Below are 18,287 nucleotides of genomic sequence, written 5' to 3' on the forward strand. Positions count from 1 at the left end.
AAGAAATCTTACCGAAAGTGAAGTGAAAAAATGGCAAACATTTTAATGATCAACTTTCCCGCTGAAGGTCACGTAAACCCAACGCTTGGAATGGTAAAAGCTTTTTCAGACCGAGGTGATACAGTTCATTACATTACGGCCGAGCGTTTTAAAGAGCGCCTTGAAAACGCCGGGGCTATCGTACACATTCACCCAGACTTATTAAGCGGTGTATCCATCAAGCCTGAAACTCCTCAAGGAATCAACGCTTTTTTAAACATCCACATCCAAACGTCTTTAGATACGCTGAAGCTTGTTCATATATTATCAAAAAAAATTGAATTTGATTTTGTGTTTTACGACAAGTTTGGAGCAGGCGAATTAGTGCGTGATTATTTGCGGATCCCTGGCATTGTATCATCTGCTTCTTTTTTAATGCCGAAAGACCGCTTAGCAATGATGCCTCTTCATCCTGATTCAGACGTTCCATTTCAGCCGGATGAACAAGCTCAGTACGGGCTCAGCCTGCTTAAAAATCAGTTTGGCATAGAGCCTAAAAATCTGCTTCAATTTATGAACAATGAAGGCGAATTAACGGTCGTGTACACAAGCCGCTTTTTCCAGCCGCTTCATGAACATTTTGATGACTCGTGTTTATTTATTGGGCCAAGCTTTCCAAAGCGTCACCGCTCTCATGATTTTCCGTTAGAAAAGCTGAAAGACGAAAAAGTTCTTTATATTTCAATGGGAACGGTACTTCATGACGTAGAAGGCTTTTTCAACCTTTGCATCGACGCATTTAGCGATTTTGATGGAAAAGTTGTGATTGCAGCAGGAGACCGGGCCGATTTTAAAAGAATTAAAAAAGCGCCAGAGCATTTTATTATTTTGCCCTATGTTCCTCAGCTTGACGTGTTAAAAGAAGCGGACGTTTTTATCACGCACGGAGGCATGAACAGCGTAAACGAAGCTATTCATTTTAACGTACCGTTAGTCGTTTTACCTCATGGCAAAGATCAGCCGATCGTTGCTCAAAGGCTCGTGGAACTAAACGCTGGTTATCGCTTAGCAAAAGAAACGGTAAATGCCTCTCTTTTAAGAAGTGCCGTTGACGAAGTTGTCCGCGACGATTCCTATAAAAAAGGAATTAAAGAAATCAACGTAAGTTTCCAGCAGGCATCTGGACCGGTTGCAGCAGCCGAGCAAATTATCAATCACGTAGTGAAGCAACATTCATAAAGAAAAGGTGCACTGATGTGCACCTTTTCTTTATAAAAACAGCCATGTACAAACTGTATATATGCCGATGATTAGTAAACTGACGACTGTAAGGAAAATCATTGCACATCCAGCTACAATAAGTTTATCAGCTCATTTGGATACGTAACGAGCAAAGCGTGCAGGTTGTCTCTCACTTCCCCAAGTTCTCTTCTTTGATATCTCGTTGAGTATTTTGGCTTGTTTTTTTGATACTACATAGCTCATAAGCCTCTCCTTTTTAGGTGTTTATGCTCATCTTAACAAGGGTACAATGAACTATAATTGATTTTCGAAGGGGCTCGTTTATGAACAATGATCTTTTACTCATTCAAGAGATAAAAAACCGAAAGAAAGAAGCACTTCATCAGCTTTACAATCGATATGAAACGCTTTTGTATCGTCTTGTCTATTCAGCAGTAAAAGATCCACATGCTTGCGAAAGCATCTTAACAGAGCTATTCAAAGAAATTTGGCATTCCCCTGATCTTTTGGTCAAAGAACGTACTCTTTCTCTTTCCTTGTGCAAGCAGTGTGTAAAAAATATAAAAAAGCACAGCCAGAACTCAGAGAAGATTTCGTCGTAAATCATTTTTTTGCTGTACATACTATGAATACAAATCCATATGACTGAAATAATCGAAAATATGATGTAAATCTGTAATCTTTATGCTATGAGTGCTGTAAGCAACGATTATTTCAGCCAGCATAAGAACAAACAAAATGGCCAATAGCACCTTAACAAGCGGAAATTGTCGGAACTGAGGAGAAAAAAGCAGCTTACTGACTGTATACAAAAACAGCAGGATAAAGTAAATCATCATGGCATTGGTCGCCTGAAGGGGCACATTCCAGACAAATATGTACACGCTGAATGTCAAAATTAAAATAAACGACATTTCTTTCCCGCTAAAAAAATCACTCATTGCGTAACACCTTTTCTTGTTCATGAATGAATAAGAAATTATAAACTCACGAAACATTAACGTTATTTTTACAACAGTATACACGATTTTCCTGTTAATTTCTATATACCGGTGTATATACGGAGCTGCTTTTAGCGGATTGGCGTCATGTTTTTGAGTGCAATGGGTTATAGTAACAGGGAAAGCTCATAAAGGAGGTATGGATAATGGAAAACACAAATCAATTTGTTCAAAAGCTGAACGACAATCAAGAAAAGCAGCGTAAAAATAAGCAGGGTCAAGCTACTGGCCACCCGGAGAAAAAACTTCCTAACAAACAGCATTAATATTGTAAAAGCTGGCTGTCAAAACAGCCGGCTTTTTTTGTGATCATTTTTCGGAAGTCGAAATGTTTGAAGATAAAACAAATCCCCTGTTACAATAAACTGAACCCGCTGCAAAAACGTTCGCAGCTATACTTTCCTCTTAAGGAGCTGAATATAAAATGAGTAAATTTGAAAAATTATTCCAACCAACAAACATTGAAGCATTTGATTTACACACTCGTACAGCAATGGCACCGATGACACGATGCTTTGCTGATCCAGAGACAGGCGTAGTCGGTCAAGACGTTGTAGACTACTACCGCCGCCGCGCAAAGGATGGTATTGGCTTAATTATTAGTGAAGGAATTGTTATTAGCGAACGCGCAAAAGGAAATCCTGGCGTTCCCGGTATCTATACACAGGAACAAATTGATTCATGGAAGCCTGTAACAGAAGCTGTTCATGAAGAAGGCGGCACGATTATTGCTCAAATTTGGCACGTTGGCCGCTTGAGTCATCCTGAGTTAATCAATGGACATAAACCTCAGGCACCTTCTGCTATTGCAGCACAAGGTCAAGTGCCTCGTTTCCGCAAGCCGTACGAAGAGCCTGAAGAAATGTCAAAAGAAGATATTAAAGAAGTTGTAGGACAGTACGCTCAAGCAGCTAAAAATGCCATTGAAGCAGGCTTTGACGGCGTTGAAATTCACGGTGCTCACGGCTATTTAATTGATCAATTTAATTCAGACTGGTCTAACAAACGCACGGATGAATACGGAGGCGACCTTGCACAACGATTAACGTTTATGAAAGAAGTGATTTCTGCTGTTATTGACGCTATCGGAAAAGAACGAGTTGTGATTCGCTTCTCTCCTCATAAGCTTGATAAACCAGACTATCGCTGGGATGATACCGAAAAAGCCATTCAAACGTATACAGAAGCTTTTAAAGAAACAGGCATTGAGATTATTCACCCGTCTATGCTTGATTTTTACGAAGATGTCCAAAACGGCCAAAACCTTTATGAAATCACGCGTAAGTACTGGGATGGACCGATTATCGGCGTGGGTGATTTAACGCCTGAATCAGCTGAAAAAGCGCTTCAAGCCGGCTGGATCGACGTAGCTGCTATTGGCCGCCCGCTAATTTCAAATCCTGATTATTTACACCGCATTAAAAACGATGATGCTCTTGTCGAATACGATGCTAAAAAACATTTACCAGAGCTTATCTAAAAAAAGCTGAAACAAAAATATTTTAGCTCAAATGAAAAACGAACCACTGATCAGCATGTTTAATCAGTGGTTCGTTTTTTTGTTATGGTGAATGTAGTTTCATCTGTTTCGTTACGCTACGTCTCAACCTCTTTTTTATTCATTAACGTATGACTGAACTTCTTGTTTCCAAACAGCATAGCCTTGGCCTTTTAAATGAAGACCATCCACCGTGAAACTACTTTTTAACTGATTGTTTTTGGATACTTTCGAATACAGGTCAATGTAAGAAGCATTATGTTTCTTAGCGAGACGCTCTACATAGTTGTTTAATGCGATAACATCTTTATTGTCCACTGCGTCGCCGCATTTTTTATTGTTGACGGGCAGTACACTTTGAATATAGACTTTTGTATCCGGTGATTCTTTATGAATACGCTCAAGAATTTCAGCGTAATTGGCTTTGGTTTTTTTTACAGATTTTTGCTCATTTAAATCGTTAATGCCAATCATTAAGAAAATCTTTTTTGGTTTAGCATCTGTAATGCTTTTTAAACGATGCAATACCCCTTCAGTTGTATCATCGGCTACGCCTCGATTGACAATCTGCTTATTATGAAAAAGTTCGCTCCACTCAGAGCGCTGGGTAATGCTATCACCGAGAAATACGATGGACTCTTTAGGAATACTTAATTGCTTGAACAAAGTACTCCGTTCAATGTAATAAGGATTGTCTCTATAGCTTTGCTTAGACGAACCCTTAGATGACAGCGGATTTTTCATCGCGCTGCTGCTTGTTGCATAAAAAGCAAAAACACCTATGAAAAGGACATTTAAAATAATGGAACTGATAAATACAACTTTCTTTGTTGAACTCACGAAAACGACACTCCTGTACTTTGTATGGTTTTTAGATAACTCTACGATGATATAGTAAAGCTTCCTGTTAACACTCTTTCCCTCCATACAAGACATTTAATCATTTTTTGTAAATAATGATTTTACATAAAAAAGAAGCGGCGCTCGAAAGCGCCGCTTCTTTTTCTATAATATAAGGGGTTAAAACGTACTTTTATTATAACATATAGTCTATGGTCATATTTTCCTCTATTAGAAAATAGTTCTTATGTCGTTTCTTTTTCCAGCTGTTTTTCTCTTTTTACTTGTCTTGCGAAGAAGAGTTCGTATACAACTGGAATAATAATTAAAGTAAGAAGAGTAGATGACGTAAGTCCTCCAATTACCGTGATGGCTAAGCCTTTTGAAATCAGCGTTCCGCTTGACGTAGTAAGCGCCAGCGGGATTAAAGCAGCAATGGTAGCAAACGCCGTCATTAAAATTGGACGCAATCGCGTTTTCCCAGCTTCAATAAGGGCTTCGCGGATTGTCATGCCTTTTTGTTCACGATTTTGGGTAATTCGATCTACAAGCACAATCGCGTTTGTTGTAACGATTCCAATCAGCATTAAGAATCCAATCATGACGCTGACAGACAGCGGTTCTTTTGCAATGACAAGACCAACTAACGAACCGATTGGCACAAAAATGAGTGACGATAAAATGATAAATGGAATACGCGCTTTTCCAAACGTAACGAGCATTGTTAAATACACAAGGCCGATTGCTGTTAAAATGGCTAGACCTAGAGATTGGAAGACTTCTACTGTCTCGTCGCTTCCGCCTCCTCCATCCAAGCTCACATCTTTCGGCAAGTCTAGCTTTTTCACTCCATCTACAACATCTTTGGTCACAGCTTGAACATCATCGCCTTTGATGTCTGCTTCTACTCGCGCAAATACTTTACCGTCGAGCTTTTGAATAGAAGTGAACGTATCAATTGTACGAACGTCAGCGATATCTTTTACTAACACAGGCCCTCTCTCTGTAAACACTTGCAGGTCTTTAATTTCTTTTACTGAGGCAAGGTCTTTATCGTACGAAAGCTGAACCGCTCGTTTTGTATTATCCAATTTTAAGTCTCCAACCGATACCGGTTTGGTTTGATCAGAGATTGTACCGAGCAGCTGAAATCCAGATACCCCGTACTCTGCGGCTTTATCAGGATCTACTTCTACTACAAGCTGCTTTTGCTTATCTGAGAAGTTATTTGTTACATATTTAAGACGTTTGTCTTTGTTTAAGTGGTTTTCCACTTGCTTAGCTGCCTTTTGCAAGTCATCTAAATTAGAAGAATATAAATCAACCGTCACGTTATTATTTGTAGGCGGCCCTCCTGTTGATGCTTCTTGCACATTAACTGTTGCTTTCGGTGATTCTTCTTTCGTGATGCTTTCCATTTTCTTTTGAACTTTATCAATAAACGTATCGACATTCACGCCTTCTTTTACATTCAAGAAATAGCCAACTTGGTTCGGACGTTTTACACCTGTTGAAAAGTCACGTGATCCAACTTCCGTTGTCACGTCTGAAATTTCGTTTTGGTCCGCAAACATCTTTTCAATTTTTAAGGATACATCGTTTGTTTTTTCAAGGGACGTAGATGCCGGTAATTGAACGTTGGCTTGAAGCATTTTTTGTTCTTCATTTGGAATAAACGTAAAGCCAAGTGAAGGAACAAGCGCAAATGATCCAAACAGTAAAATAAAGGATAAAATCAAAATTTTGATTTTATGATTAAGCGACCATGCAATCGCTTTTGCATACCCGCGCTGCAGCTTTCCTTCTTTTTCTTCAGGCGGTACTTTTTTAAATGCAAACTTTGCGAGAATCGGCACGATTGTAATCGCTACAAGAAGAGATGCTAACAGTGAAAAAACAACTGTTAAGGCAAACGGCAAGAAGAACTCTCCTGTAATTCCTCCTACAAAGCCGATTGGCAAGAATACGACAACCGTTGTAATCGTAGACGAGGTAATCGCTTTTAAAATCTCTTTTGTGGACGATTCGACAAGCTCATTGCTCATGCCTTCTTCTGAACGGCGAACGCGTCTGAAAATGTTCTCAATCACAACAATACTGTCATCTACTACGCGCCCAACGGCTACAGCCATTCCACCTAGTGTCATAATATTAAGCGAAATATCAAGCTGGTTTAAGAAAATAGCTGATACTAACAGCGATAATGGAATCGATATAATCGCAATGATTGTCGCACGGAAGTTACGCAAGAAAATCAGCACGGCGAGTGACGCAAATAATGCCCCGAGCAATCCTTCGCGTACTAATGTTTCAACAGACTTTTCAATGCCGTCAGCTGAGTCAAAGCCAATTGCGTAGTCTAACTGATCGTCATATTTTTTCAAAATCTTCATCGTTTCGTTGGCCACTTCAACCGTATTAGCGTCTTGCTTTTTTGTGATGGCCATCGACAGCGCATCTTTGCCGTCATAGCGTGTATATTCGCCTTGTTCTGTTACGGCTTCGACTTTGGCAATATCGCCAAGTTTCACAGGCTGTGCTTCAGGGTTCATCGTGGATTTCAGCTGGATTTTCTTTAATGCATCGATCGTGGCAACTTTTTCTTCTACTCGCACTGGAATTTGAAGCTCTTTTCCGTTTAATGTTCCTGCTGGGAAGGAAACGGCTTTTTGATTAATTTGTTCTTTCATCCCATCAAGCGTTAAACCAGCTTGAGCTGCTTTTTCTTTATCGACCGTAATTTGTAAAAGGTCCTCTTTCACACCGCCAACTGAGACGGAGTTAATACCTTGAATTTTATTCAATTCAGGAATCACTTCATCGTTTAATACTTTTTCAAGATTTGCATCATCTTTTGCAAACAGTGAAATGTTGAAAATAGGGAAGGAACCAAATGAAAAACGGTTTACGTCTACATTTGATGACTCTGGCAAATCTAATTCTTTTATCGACGAGTTAATTTGTTGTTCAACTTTATCTAAATCCGTATTAAACGGGAATTCTAAATTAATAATACCGACGTTTTCATATGATACGCTTTGTACGCTTTTAACGCCTTCAATTCCTTTTACTTGGTCTTCGATTTTCGACGTGACACTTTCATTTACGTCATCAGGAGAAGCCCCAGGATACGTTGCTTCAATAGACAGCTGCGGAAATTCGATATTCGGCAGTAAATCAATTTTTAGTTTTGAAAATGAATATAGCCCCGCTAAAATAAGTAAAAATGAAACGATAAACACAGCTACCGCATTTTTTAAACTAAATCTCGTCAAAAAATTCATCTTTTTCCTCCGTTACGTAACTAAGTTATTTGAGAAGCCTTCATCCTTTAATAGCTGCAGACCCGTTTTATTTTTTTAAACAATTTTAGAGTACCCATGGGTCAGTTTTTCGTAAAAAAAACTCACCTCCTTTCATGTGCTGATGAACTGTCTATACAAACTGAAATTTGATGGTCGCACGCTCCCCCTGGAAGCGAGATAAAGGAAAAGCCGTCTTGACCATATAAATCCCAGCCTTCAAAAAACGAGCTGTCATGAAACATATCTAGCGCATACCCGTTAGAAAACGCAATTCGAAGTATACCGATATCTTCATACCACTGTATAGAGAGAATGCGCTGGCCAAGCAGCAGCGCTTCGACTTGCTGACGCTGCTCAGCGGAATGTAGCGATTTCCAGTCTGCTTGACCAAGCAAGATGCTGCGTTTGTTTTTTAGTCTCCATGGACATTCTGCCACAAGTCCGCCTTTACTAAATCCAAGAGAAAACGGCAGGGTGTTGTCTGTGTTTACCTTGGTAACGGTTTGTTCTTGAAAATATGAAAAATTAATTACTGTGCTGCTGTTATTCATCATATCCCTCCATTATCAACCAGTACCGACGAGTCATTTTTGGGTCTCAAAATAGCAACCTTCAATGTATAAGTTCACAATGAACTCCGCATAGTTCATGATATCTTCTTCTGTTATATCATCATCGGAAACGATATCCATCCTATACCCATTTAACATGCTGCAAAACGCTTTTGAGTGTAAAAAAGCGTTTTTTATTTTTTGCTCTTCAATCAATTTAGCAACAAGCCCGTGATAATCCTCAAAAAATTGATGAAGACGACCCATCATTTCTGGCATTTGGTGAGGGGCTTGCCAAAAAGAGTCCGGATATTTTTTAGTTTCGTAAAAAAAGAGCAGGTGATGTTTCGCAACTGAATAGAGCTTTTCGTGAAACGTTTGGCATTTATCTGTTCTTCGCTTTGCATGATACAAAAACTCATCAAACGAACGATTATTAACAGCGATATAAAGCGACTCTTTAGACGAAAAGTACAAGTAAAGCGTTCCTTTAGATACACCCGCTAGTTTAGCAATATCAATCATTTTTGCTTCATAGTAACCTTTGGATCCGAACACTTCAAAAGCAGCATCTAAAATTTTCTCCCGCTGCTGTTTTCGGTTTGTCATGATAAAAATCCTCTCATACGTTTTCGATACTATACATATAAAATAATTAAAATAACTTGTCAACACGTAGTGTGCTTCTTTATACATTGCATCACAAGAGTATGTCAGTTTTTTAAACACAACACTTCTATAGCGCAAATTAAAGCGTTTTCGACTTTTTTGTGACAGATACAAATGATGCTTGTATATGAAGAGCTTGCTATGGTACATTTTTGTCATCGATACAGAAATTTATTCCGTCGTTACGGGAGGAGAAAACATGGTTCTTACATCACCAATCGGTCGCCTGCGCTTAGTAGGAATTTTAGAAGGAATTTCATTTTTACTGCTGCTGGGCATTGCTATGCCGCTAAAATATGCAGCAGGCATACCCGAAGCTGTATCAGTTGTAGGCGCAGCACACGGTGCACTTTTTGTGCTGTATGCTCTTGCAGTCGTTCATGTAAAATTCGCTCATAAATGGTCAATCGGCCGCTCTTTATTTGCATTTCTTATGTCGGTTATTCCGTTTGGTCCTTTTATTTTAGAGCGCCAGCTGAAAAAAGAACAGTAAAAGAAAAGAACGTCACGGACATCATGTTTCCATGACGTTCTTTTTCCTTACTGTTCCGCACTATTTTCGCTAAAGTGGTCAATCGTTTTCCACCACTTCAGTGAGTGAGGTTTTAATAGCATTCCAATTTCTTCTGGACTAATTTGCTGATCTATAATCATTTCATGCATTGCTTGAAAGAGTCCCGTTGTAACAGCTTCTTTCACATCAGATTCACCTTCTATATACAGCTGTTCAATCGCTTCAAACACATCCGGTTCACGTTCGAGCTGGCCGTTATATTCAAGAGAGATCAAATGACCCGCTACTCGGCTTAATTCATGCTGCAGCTCTTCTTTATCGTTGAAGTTGATTTCTTCGCTTGGCTCAAAAGATGGGCAAGCTTCTTTTAGTAATGGAATAACATTTTGTTTTGTAATCATATCTAAATTCCCTGCCTTTGCATGTGTGACAAATTCTCTATTCTTTACCCTTTTCTCTTTTTCTATAAACTTGTTTTACAAAACTTTACCGTTTTCTACAACTACTTCTCCTTTTTTCACTACGCTATCAATATGATTCAAGCCATACTGATATTGAAGGGTTCGATAACTAGAGACATTAAAAATCGCTAAGTCAGCTTGTTTTCCGGCTTCAATACTCCCAATCTTATCTCCTTGATTAATAGCATGAGCTGCGTTAATAGTTGTGGCTACAAGCACTTCTTCAGGACTCATGTTCATATTCATACATGCCAGATTCATCACAAATTGCTGTGAAGTCGTTGGAGATGAACCTGGATTGCAGTCTGTAGAAAGAGTAACCGGAACGCCTAAATCGATCATTTTTCTAGCATCTGGCCATTTCATTCCAACAAATAAGGAATTCCCCGGTAAAAGTGTGGCTACGATCCGTTTTTCAGCCAGTTTCTTTAACCCTTCATCAGAAGCATACAAAAGATAATCTGCTGATATCGCTCCTACCTCTGCTGCGAGCTCTGCTCCTCTGCAGTATTCAAAGGGGTCGGCATGTATTTTAGGAAGCATGCCATGGCTTTTCCCGGCTTCGAGTATTTCTTGACATTGTTGGAATGAAAAAGCATTTGGAAGACATACAGCATCATTAAATGCTGCGAGCTTATAAGAAGAAATTTGAGGAATCATTTCGTGAATAAGTAAATTGACGTATTTCTGCGTATCTCTTTTATATGCTAAAGGTACGACGTGTGCTCCTAAGAAGGTGCTTATGACATCAACTGGGTGTGTATCATTCAGCATTTTAGCGATTTGCAGCTGCTTCAGTTCTGTTTCTAGTTCTAAGCCGTACCCGCTTTTGACTTCTACAGTCGTGACTCCGTGAGCTAGAAAAGACGTAAGACGCTCATAGCTCTGCTGATAAATCCGGTACGCATATTCTTCCTGTGTTTGAACGACAGTGGAGTGAATACCTCCACCTTCTTCTAATAAATCCAAGTAAGAAGTTGGTCTTTCAAATCGCCTATAAAATTCTTCTTCACGAGAGCCAGCGTACACAGCGTGTGTATGAGGATCAATCAGACCCGGAGTCACAATTTTATGAGAAGCATCAATAATGGTTGCGTCATTCCTTTCCCTTTCATATTTTTGTTCTAGCTCTTTTGTTGTACCTACGGTCACAATTTGATCTCCTTCTATCCAGACTGAGCCATTTTCAATCACCGTCAAGTTTCTCATTTCTTTTCCAGCTAAAGGACCTTTATTTTCTTTGGCCGTTACAACTTGCGAAGCATTTTTAATCCATAGCGCTTTTTTGGACATCGTTGAATTTCCCCCTTTTCTAGCGTGTACCACGTTTTGGGGCTCCATGTTTACCGTAAACTCATTTAGATTCACCTACACATTTCGCACCTCTGCCTTCTTTCTTGTAGGTAGAAATTCGAAAAAGCATGTCCATGGTCTGAAAAGCGTGTTTTTAAGTCTTTAAAGCTAGATAACTTATATTTTTTTCAATTATATACGCTTTTAGACCCTTTTTTTCTCCGTTTTCTTACTTATTGACTGTTGTTTTATACAGATATATCCTTATATACTAAATCTTTTATCACATGTATTTTATAAACATCACGGCGAGGTCCCCTCAATAGGATAAATAATAGATTTCTAGGAAGAGAACGTTTATAATATTCTTTGAAGTTTTACTTTTAGAAAGATTCACTAATGGAGGAAGAAATATGATTGTCAACTATAAAAACCAAGCAACCGGCCATCGCATGAATAACGGCTGGAATCTTTTCTATGCGTCAAACTTAACGATGTGGCGCAAAGATGAAAAGTATTTGCTTTTAGATGAAAACCAAGATGTAGTGATGATCTTTGGCTTTAAAAAAGACGAAATCATTCTAGATAAATTGCAAACGTGGGGCTATACATTTGGTGTCCATCCAGAGAAAAAACAAATTTCCTGCTTGCAGCGTCAAGAAGAAATTGGTGAATAAAAAGAGGGCTGAAAAAATTCAGCCCTCTTTTTTATTAATGGGTTTGTTGAAACATAGCGCTCAGCTGCTTTTTTTCAGATGGTTTTACAACATAATACCATGTACCATCTACCATTTGTCCTTCTCCTTTTACCGTTACCGTTTCGAAATCAGGCCGTCCATTCTTAATGACGTTATACATCGTAAATGCATCGCTGACATCAATATTCGTTTGGATATGCTTTTTTGCGAGCGTGAGAAGACTTGGGATATTTTTCACCGTTGACATGTTCATTCCTTTATCTAATAGAGCTTCCACCACTTGACGCTGGCGATTGTTTCTTCCTAAATCACCTTTTGGGTCTTCATGTCTCATCCGTACATAGGCAAGAGCTTTTTCACCGTTCAACGCATTTTCTCCTTCAGGAAAGATAAATGAATCAAAGACAAAAGGAAACGGGTTATTCACGTTCACGCCGCCAAGTTCATCGACTACATCTTTGAACCCCTCCATATTTACTTTCACATAGTAGTCAACGTCAATATTTAAAAAATTCTCAACCGTGCGCACGGTTAAAGGAATGCCTCCGTATCGATAAGCATGGTTAATTTTCTCATCCGTCCCTTTTCCATCAATGTGCACGCGCGTATCTCTAGGGATCGGCATAACCTTTGCTTTATTATGGCTTTTATCTAAATTGACCACCATTAATACATCTGAGCGGCCCGTATCGCCTGGCCTTTCATCTACGCCCATAACGAGTACATTAAACGAATGAGGCTGCTCTTTAGCAGATGTTTGATGCTGATAGACAATTCCAAACCCAGCGGTTCCTAAAAGCAACATACATGCCGCTAAGACGCCTACTTTGTATTTTTTCATTCATACGGCCTCCTTTACACATCACTTACTCTCTATATGCCTTAATGAATGAAAATTTATACCTTCTTGAGGAAATTTAAGCACACGTCAAAAAAGCCCGCTTGTTGGGAAGCTGGCTTTTCACTAGTAGATGTTAGCTTGATTTTTGATGCACATCACGCTGTGCCCATTCACTTTCTAGCATACTCATTTCAATTAAGCTCCAGTACTGTCCATCTACAAGCCGGACATCTCGAAGAAGGCCTTCGCGTGTAAAGCCAATTCGTTCATAAGACTGAATCGCCCGCTCGTTAAAATCAAAGACGCCGAGCGAAATTCGGTGAAGGCCCAGTTCTTCAAAACCGAAAGCTAACACTTTTTCAAACATGTGCGCGCAAAACCCTTTTCCTCTATACTTTTCACCAAGCAGCACTCGGCCAATTCTTCCTGTTTTATGATAATAATCAATATGAGCCAGGGAAATATGCCCAATAAGCTGTTCATTGTCATCTATTACAGAAAAAGCATAGGTAGAGGCACCATCTTCATTTGCATATCGAATGTAGTGTTTTAACTGTCTAGGAGTAAGCGGAAAAGAAAAGCTAGAGCCGCTCCATTGCACCATAAATGACTCGGAGGGAATCCAATCCATTAGCTGTTTAAAGTCTTTTTTGGAGAACGGTCGTAGAGCTATCACATAATTCTCCCCCTTATTATTTCTGACTTTTCTAAATATATTACATTTATCATAATAAACTGTCAACTGTCTATGTAAAAAAAAGCCATCATTTCGATGACTTATAGCTGTAATGCTTTTCTGAGAAGAGTTAAATCATGAGTAAATTCAAAAAAATAGGTTCTATTTTCATTGTCAAATACCATCATGATTGGTTTTTGGTTCGGTTCAAGAACAAAAATAACTTCACTTGCCAGCGTGTTGACCGCACTATTTTCAATTTTCACGGCTGGATCAAGAGGTACTTTAACAAGATAGCCTTTTTTAGGAAGCGGACTTGCCTTTTTATATAAACCAGTAATGGACGCAATACTTTTTTCGGCTTCTTTTTGAACATTTGGAGGTTTGGGCGTTGAACGAACGACTCTGCCCGTTTCAATTTGAAACACCTCTACTTTTGGCTGTTCAGCACTTACTGCTTGTGGAAAAATAAAAGCAGCGAATACGACGCATACAGCAACCCATTTTCGTATCATTTTAAGCACCTCTTTCCATAGTGGATGAGATGGAGATAAGAATGGTCGTCTCTTCTTATACTATGACCTATTTTTACGTATTTATTTCACTAAATGAATGCCTATACTTCCATGTTTTTGTCATGTTCTCAGAACTTCCTCTATACACTACTAATAAGGACACGCTGTATGAGGTGATAAGATGTCGTGGTTTGAAGCATTTATTTTGGGAATCATTCAGGGGCTTACAGAGTTTTTACCGATAAGCAGCACGGGGCATTTGTATTTAGGGCGCCACTTATTTGGCTTAGACGATGCAGGATTGTATTTAGATACGATGCTGCACATGGGCACTCTGCTTGCTGTGTTTGTCTTTTATAAGCGTGAGCTATGGCATATTATTCGGCATCCGTTTAGCAAGCTTACAGGGCTTTTAGTGATAGGAACGATCCCTGCAGTTGCGATTGGTCTTTTGTTTAAAGACTATTTTGACAGCATTTCTAAATCAGGCTTAACGATCGGCTGGGAATTTCTTGCGACGGGACTGCTGTTATGGTTTGGTGATTCCGTAAAAAATGGCTATAAAAAAATGGCTCATATTTCATACGGAGATGCTTTTTTTATCGGCTCGTTTCAAGCAGCTGCGATATTCCCTGCTGTATCCAGGTCTGGCTTAACGATGGTAGCTGCGTTAATGCGAAAATTAGACCGTGAAACAGCCGCTTATTTTTCCTTTTTATTGTCGACTCCGGCCATTTGCGGAGCAGTGTTACTTCAGTTAAAAGATGTAGTCACAGGTGAAGTCGAGCAGCTCTCCGTTTTCTTTTTATTCGTCGCTACCCTTTCATCTGCTTTATTCGGTTATGTAGCGGTAAAATGGATGGTCAATTATTTAAAGCATCATTCGTTAAAAACGTTTGCGATTTACGTTTGGATATTAGGTGCAGTCGTGCTTGTTTGTCAGTTTACGGGGGTGTTTTAAGATGAAGATAAAAGTCCGGACGCTTTTTTTAGTATTGTTTTTTGCCGGCATTTTAGTCGTGACAAGCTATGTTGATAACAATTCCCAGCAGTCGTTTGACAGCTTATCTCACCTTTCACTTGATGGAGGAGCTGTTGAAACTTCTGCTGATGAAGACGCTGCGGAACAATTAAATATGTCGGTCAAAGAAGTTCATGTTAAAACAGAAAAAAGAGGCGGATACCGAATTGAAGTATACGAACAAGTAAATGTTTATAGAGATGATAAAGGAAAAGTAGTAAAAAAAGTGGCTACGGGAGAATATCAAACGTTGAAATATAAACTGAATGAAAAAAAATAAACCACTTACCGAAGTAAGTGGTTTTATTTTTAATGGTTAAAGTGAGCTGCAAGAATCCACAGTGTACCAACAACGATACAAAGTGCAATAAAGAAACTGTAAAGAATATTTGCAACCTGTACTTTACCATTTTCACTTTCAGTCATGTGCATGAACATTACTAGCTGCATTGCTGCTTGTAATAACGCTAGGATCATGATAAGAGTCATCGTAATGCTTCTTGATAGATCAGCTAGCACTACTAAACCAAGCGCTGCGAATGTTAAGGCTAGTGAAAGGATAAGCCCAAATACATGACTAAGCGGAAAACCTGCTTTTTGGCCTTGTTTATTTTCCATGTCTTATCCCACCAATCCGTTCAAGTATACAAGCGTGAAGATGAAGATCCATACAACATCAAGGAAATGCCAGTATAAACCGATAATAAATACTTTACGAGCAGTAACTGGTGTTAATCCTCGTCTTACTAATTGAATAATAATACTGATTGCCCAGAATACACCGACTGTTACGTGAAGACCGTGCGTTCCAAGTAGTGTAAAGAACCCTGATAAGAAGGCACTTGTTTGCATTGTTGCACCTTCGTGAACTGCGTACATGTAAAACTCACGAATTTCGTAGAAAAGGAATCCTCCACCAAGAACAAGTGTAATAACAAACCAAACTAAAAGTCCTTTTAAATCATTATTACGCATTTTAAAGATGGCAATTCCCATCGTGAAACTACTGAATAGTAGTAACAGCGTTTCGATCATAAAATCTTTAACAACGAACAGTTCTTCTGCAGTAGGGCCACCCGCTGTACGTGTATGGTACGTTAAGTACGTTACGAACAGCGTAGAGAACAACGCGATCTCGGCACCTAAGAAAATCCAGAATCCAAGGATATTCAGGCGACTTTGTTCTTCTTGGTATTCTAACGGCAATGATTTATCTAAATGTCCTGCCATTATTTGTCACCCCCTGTAATTCCTTCAACCTTCTTGATTTCATCTACTTTTACATAGAAGCCCGGATCATAATCAAATGAACGAGCAAGCATACAAGCAAAAATACCTGCTAATCCAACGATTGCCATTGGAATCCATTCAAATACTAAGCCAAATCCACCGATAAACCAGAAAATACCTGAGATAAACGGCACACCAGAGTTGCTTGGTAAGTGAATTGGTTTTAAGTCTTCTGCTTTAATTTCTGTTTCATTACGTTTTTTCATGTGCCAGAATGCATCCATTTCTTTCACATGAGGAATTACTGCAAAGTTGTAAGCTTGAACTGGTGATTTAGTCCACCACTCAAGTGTACGACCATCCCAAGGATCGTTTGCAGTGTCGCGTTTGTTTTTCCATGCACTGTATAATAAGTTAACTACTAATACGAAGAAGCCAAGACCCATTAAGAATGCACCGATTGTTGAAACTAAGTTTAATCCGTTCCAGCCAAGGTTGTCTGCATAAGTTTGCATACGACGAGTCATACCGTCTAAACCTAGGAAGAATTGTGGGAAGAAACATACGTTAAATCCAACAACAAAAATCCAGAATGAAATTTTTCCTAATTTTTCGTTCAACGTGTGACCGAAAATTTTCGGATACCAGAAGTATAAACCTGCGAAACAGCCAAACACTGTACCAGAGATTAATACATAGTGGAAGTGAGCGATTAGGAAGTAACTGTTATGATATTGATAATCGGCTGATGCCATCGCAAGCATAACCCCTGTTACCCCACCGATTACGAAGTTTGGAATAAACGCTAATGACCAAAGCATCGCAGTCGTAAATTTGATACGTCCTTTATACATTGTAAAGAGCCAGTTAAAGATTTTAACTCCGGTTGGTACTGCAATTAACATCGTTGTGATTGAGAAGAACGAGTTAACTGACGGTGAGTTACCCATTGTAAAGAAGTGATGCACCCATACAAGGTAACTTAAGAATGCGATACCGACCATTGATACTACCATTGCTTTATAACCGAATAAGTTCTTACGAGAATGTGTACTGATAACTTCTGAGAAGACACCGAATACCGGTAAAATAACGATATATACTTCAGGGTGACCCCAAATCCAGAATAAGTTAGCCCACATCATTGGAAGACCGCCGTTAGCCATTGTAAAGAAGGCTGTTCCGAATACACGGTCAAGTGTCATAAGTGCAAGCGCTACTGTTAATACAGGGAACGCGAAAATGATAATAATTGATGTGATGAAGATTGACCAAGTAAACATTGGCATTTTCATCATTGTCATGCCAGGGGCACGCATTTTTAAAATTGTTACAAAGAAGTTGATACCAGTCATTAATGTACCAGCACCAGCAATCTGTAGTGAAACGGCATAGAAGTTATTTCCGATACCCTCACTGAATTCTTTACCTGCAAGCGGGAAGTAACTTGTCCAACCTGCATCAGGAGCTCCTCCGATTACGAAAGAAAGGTTAAATAGCATTGCTCCCATAAAGAATGTCCAGAAACTGATTGCGTTTAAGAACGGATATGCTACGTCACGCGCACCAATTTGTAATGGAACGATTACGTTCATTAGTCCGATAATAAATGGCATTGCCATGAATAAGATCATGATAACACCGTGAGCCGTGAAGACTCCGTTGTAGTGATGTTCATCTAAAATGTTCATACCCGGGAATGCAAGCTGCATACGCATCATGATTCCATCAATTCCGCCGCGGAAAAGCATTAATACAGCTGAAAGGATGTACATGACACCGAGTCTTTTATGGTCAACTGTTGTTAACCATTCTGTCCATAACCATTTCCATTTCTTGAAATATGTTAAGACAAAAACGATACCGATGACCGTCATAGCGATTGCTGCGTCAGCAGCGTAAATCATAGGTTCGCCAGTGACGAAAAATTCATCTAGCTTCATTATGTCTTCC

20 protein-coding genes and 1 pseudogene are annotated in these 18,287 nt (G+C 39.2%); 8 read left to right on the forward strand and 13 right to left on the reverse strand.

The window, feature by feature from the left end:
- The first annotated feature begins 30 nt into the window (after positions 1 to 30).
- Positions 31 to 1,218 carry a macrolide family glycosyltransferase gene (locus CEQ83_RS15415; protein WP_155017381.1) on the forward strand — a complete coding sequence of 396 codons (1,188 nt, stop codon included), beginning with the start codon at positions 31 to 33 and terminating at the stop codon, positions 1,216 to 1,218.
- Between the two features lie 326 nt (positions 1,219 to 1,544).
- On the forward strand, positions 1,545 to 1,823 hold the full coding sequence (locus CEQ83_RS15420) for an RNA polymerase sigma factor (RefSeq protein WP_028414412.1): 279 nt from the start codon (positions 1,545 to 1,547) through the stop codon (positions 1,821 to 1,823).
- A gap of 21 nt (positions 1,824 to 1,844) precedes the next feature.
- Here the strand turns inward: CEQ83_RS15420 and CEQ83_RS15425 are convergent, their stop codons facing one another.
- Positions 1,845 to 2,162, reverse strand: a complete 318-nt coding sequence (locus CEQ83_RS15425; RefSeq protein WP_028414413.1) for a hypothetical protein — start codon at positions 2,160 to 2,162, stop codon at positions 1,845 to 1,847.
- A 206-nt stretch (positions 2,163 to 2,368) separates the two neighbouring features.
- On the opposite strand from CEQ83_RS15425, the gene CEQ83_RS15430 reads away from it, so the two are divergent.
- Together CEQ83_RS15430 and CEQ83_RS15435 are read left to right on the forward strand one after the other, a co-directional pair.
- Positions 2,369 to 2,488 carry a DUF4023 domain-containing protein gene (locus tag CEQ83_RS15430; RefSeq protein WP_080754499.1) on the forward strand — a complete coding sequence of 40 codons (120 nt, stop codon included), beginning with the start codon at positions 2,369 to 2,371 and terminating at the stop codon, positions 2,486 to 2,488.
- 173 nt (positions 2,489 to 2,661) lie between these two features.
- A pseudogene (locus tag CEQ83_RS15435) lies at positions 2,662 to 3,702 on the forward strand (alkene reductase); the annotation flags it as partial.
- A gap of 135 nt (positions 3,703 to 3,837) precedes the next feature.
- On the opposite strand, the gene CEQ83_RS15440 reads toward CEQ83_RS15435, so the two are convergent.
- From CEQ83_RS15440 to CEQ83_RS15455, 4 genes are all read right to left on the reverse strand, one after another.
- Positions 3,838 to 4,560, reverse strand: a complete 723-nt coding sequence (locus CEQ83_RS15440) for a GDSL-type esterase/lipase family protein (protein WP_155017383.1) — start codon at positions 4,558 to 4,560, stop codon at positions 3,838 to 3,840.
- A gap of 245 nt (positions 4,561 to 4,805) precedes the next feature.
- Positions 4,806 to 7,844 (reverse strand): efflux RND transporter permease subunit, encoded by a 3,039-nt coding sequence (locus CEQ83_RS15445; RefSeq protein ID WP_028414416.1) that lies wholly within the window; start codon positions 7,842 to 7,844, stop codon positions 4,806 to 4,808.
- A gap of 122 nt (positions 7,845 to 7,966) precedes the next feature.
- Positions 7,967 to 8,416 carry a DUF6188 family protein gene (locus tag CEQ83_RS15450; RefSeq protein ID WP_028414417.1) on the reverse strand — a complete coding sequence of 150 codons (450 nt, stop codon included), beginning with the start codon at positions 8,414 to 8,416 and terminating at the stop codon, positions 7,967 to 7,969.
- Positions 8,417 to 8,449: 33 nt separating this feature from the next.
- Positions 8,450 to 9,025: a TetR/AcrR family transcriptional regulator gene (locus CEQ83_RS15455; protein ID WP_028414418.1), complete on the reverse strand. Its 576-nt coding sequence runs from the start codon at positions 9,023 to 9,025 to the stop codon at positions 8,450 to 8,452.
- Positions 9,026 to 9,284: 259 nt separating this feature from the next.
- On the opposite strand from CEQ83_RS15455, the gene CEQ83_RS15460 reads away from it, so the two are divergent.
- A complete protein-coding gene (locus CEQ83_RS15460) occupies positions 9,285 to 9,578 on the forward strand; it encodes a DUF3817 domain-containing protein (RefSeq protein WP_013083888.1) in 294 nt (97 codons plus the stop codon).
- A gap of 47 nt (positions 9,579 to 9,625) precedes the next feature.
- Here CEQ83_RS15460 and CEQ83_RS15465 read toward each other — a convergent pair whose 3' ends face one another.
- Positions 9,626 to 10,000, reverse strand: a complete 375-nt coding sequence (locus CEQ83_RS15465; protein WP_028414419.1) for a DUF7674 family protein — start codon at positions 9,998 to 10,000, stop codon at positions 9,626 to 9,628.
- 75 nt (positions 10,001 to 10,075) lie between these two features.
- The gene (gene hutI, locus CEQ83_RS15470) at positions 10,076 to 11,353 is read right to left on the reverse strand and encodes an imidazolonepropionase (RefSeq protein WP_028414420.1); all 1,278 of its coding nucleotides are present in this window, start codon (positions 11,351 to 11,353) and stop codon (positions 10,076 to 10,078) included.
- A 413-nt stretch (positions 11,354 to 11,766) separates the two neighbouring features.
- Between hutI and CEQ83_RS15475 the strand changes: the two genes are divergently transcribed.
- On the forward strand, positions 11,767 to 12,030 hold the full coding sequence (locus tag CEQ83_RS15475) for a hypothetical protein (protein ID WP_013057818.1): 264 nt from the start codon (positions 11,767 to 11,769) through the stop codon (positions 12,028 to 12,030).
- A gap of 34 nt (positions 12,031 to 12,064) precedes the next feature.
- Here the strand turns inward: CEQ83_RS15475 and CEQ83_RS15480 are convergent, their stop codons facing one another.
- The 3 genes from CEQ83_RS15480 to CEQ83_RS15490 form a co-directional block, all read right to left on the reverse strand.
- Entirely contained in the window at positions 12,065 to 12,892 is an 828-nt protein-coding gene (locus CEQ83_RS15480; RefSeq protein ID WP_028414421.1) for an LCP family protein, read from the reverse strand.
- Between the two features lie 133 nt (positions 12,893 to 13,025).
- Entirely contained in the window at positions 13,026 to 13,568 is a 543-nt protein-coding gene (locus CEQ83_RS15485) for a GNAT family N-acetyltransferase (RefSeq protein ID WP_028414422.1), read from the reverse strand.
- Positions 13,569 to 13,669: 101 nt separating this feature from the next.
- A complete protein-coding gene (locus CEQ83_RS15490) occupies positions 13,670 to 14,083 on the reverse strand; it encodes a hypothetical protein (RefSeq protein WP_033580565.1) in 414 nt (137 codons plus the stop codon).
- Positions 14,084 to 14,264: 181 nt separating this feature from the next.
- On the opposite strand from CEQ83_RS15490, the gene CEQ83_RS15495 reads away from it, so the two are divergent.
- Positions 14,265 to 15,044, forward strand: a complete 780-nt coding sequence (locus CEQ83_RS15495) for an undecaprenyl-diphosphate phosphatase (RefSeq protein ID WP_155017384.1) — start codon at positions 14,265 to 14,267, stop codon at positions 15,042 to 15,044.
- A gap of 1 nt (position 15,045) precedes the next feature.
- On the forward strand, positions 15,046 to 15,384 hold the full coding sequence (locus CEQ83_RS15500) for a hypothetical protein (RefSeq protein WP_028414424.1): 339 nt from the start codon (positions 15,046 to 15,048) through the stop codon (positions 15,382 to 15,384).
- Between the two features lie 29 nt (positions 15,385 to 15,413).
- Here CEQ83_RS15500 and qoxD read toward each other — a convergent pair whose 3' ends face one another.
- The 3 genes from qoxD to qoxB are packed head-to-tail and all read right to left on the reverse strand — an operon-like array spanning position 15,414 to position 18,277.
- Complete coding sequence (gene qoxD / locus CEQ83_RS15505) at positions 15,414 to 15,722, reverse strand: cytochrome aa3 quinol oxidase subunit IV (protein ID WP_013057824.1); 309 nt, start codon at positions 15,720 to 15,722, stop codon at positions 15,414 to 15,416.
- Between the two features lie 3 nt (positions 15,723 to 15,725).
- Positions 15,726 to 16,334, reverse strand: coding sequence for a cytochrome aa3 quinol oxidase subunit III (qoxC, locus tag CEQ83_RS15510; protein ID WP_013057825.1), 609 nt, complete (start codon positions 16,332 to 16,334; stop codon positions 15,726 to 15,728).
- Positions 16,334 to 18,277: a cytochrome aa3 quinol oxidase subunit I gene (qoxB, locus tag CEQ83_RS15515; RefSeq protein ID WP_013083896.1), complete on the reverse strand. Its 1,944-nt coding sequence runs from the start codon at positions 18,275 to 18,277 to the stop codon at positions 16,334 to 16,336. Before qoxB ends, qoxC begins: the two co-directional genes overlap by 1 nt.
- Between the last annotated feature and the right edge of the window lie 10 nt (positions 18,278 to 18,287).

The sequence above is a fragment of the Priestia megaterium genome (assembly GCF_009497655.1).
Lineage (GTDB): Bacteria > Bacillota > Bacilli > Bacillales > Bacillaceae_H > Priestia > Priestia zanthoxyli.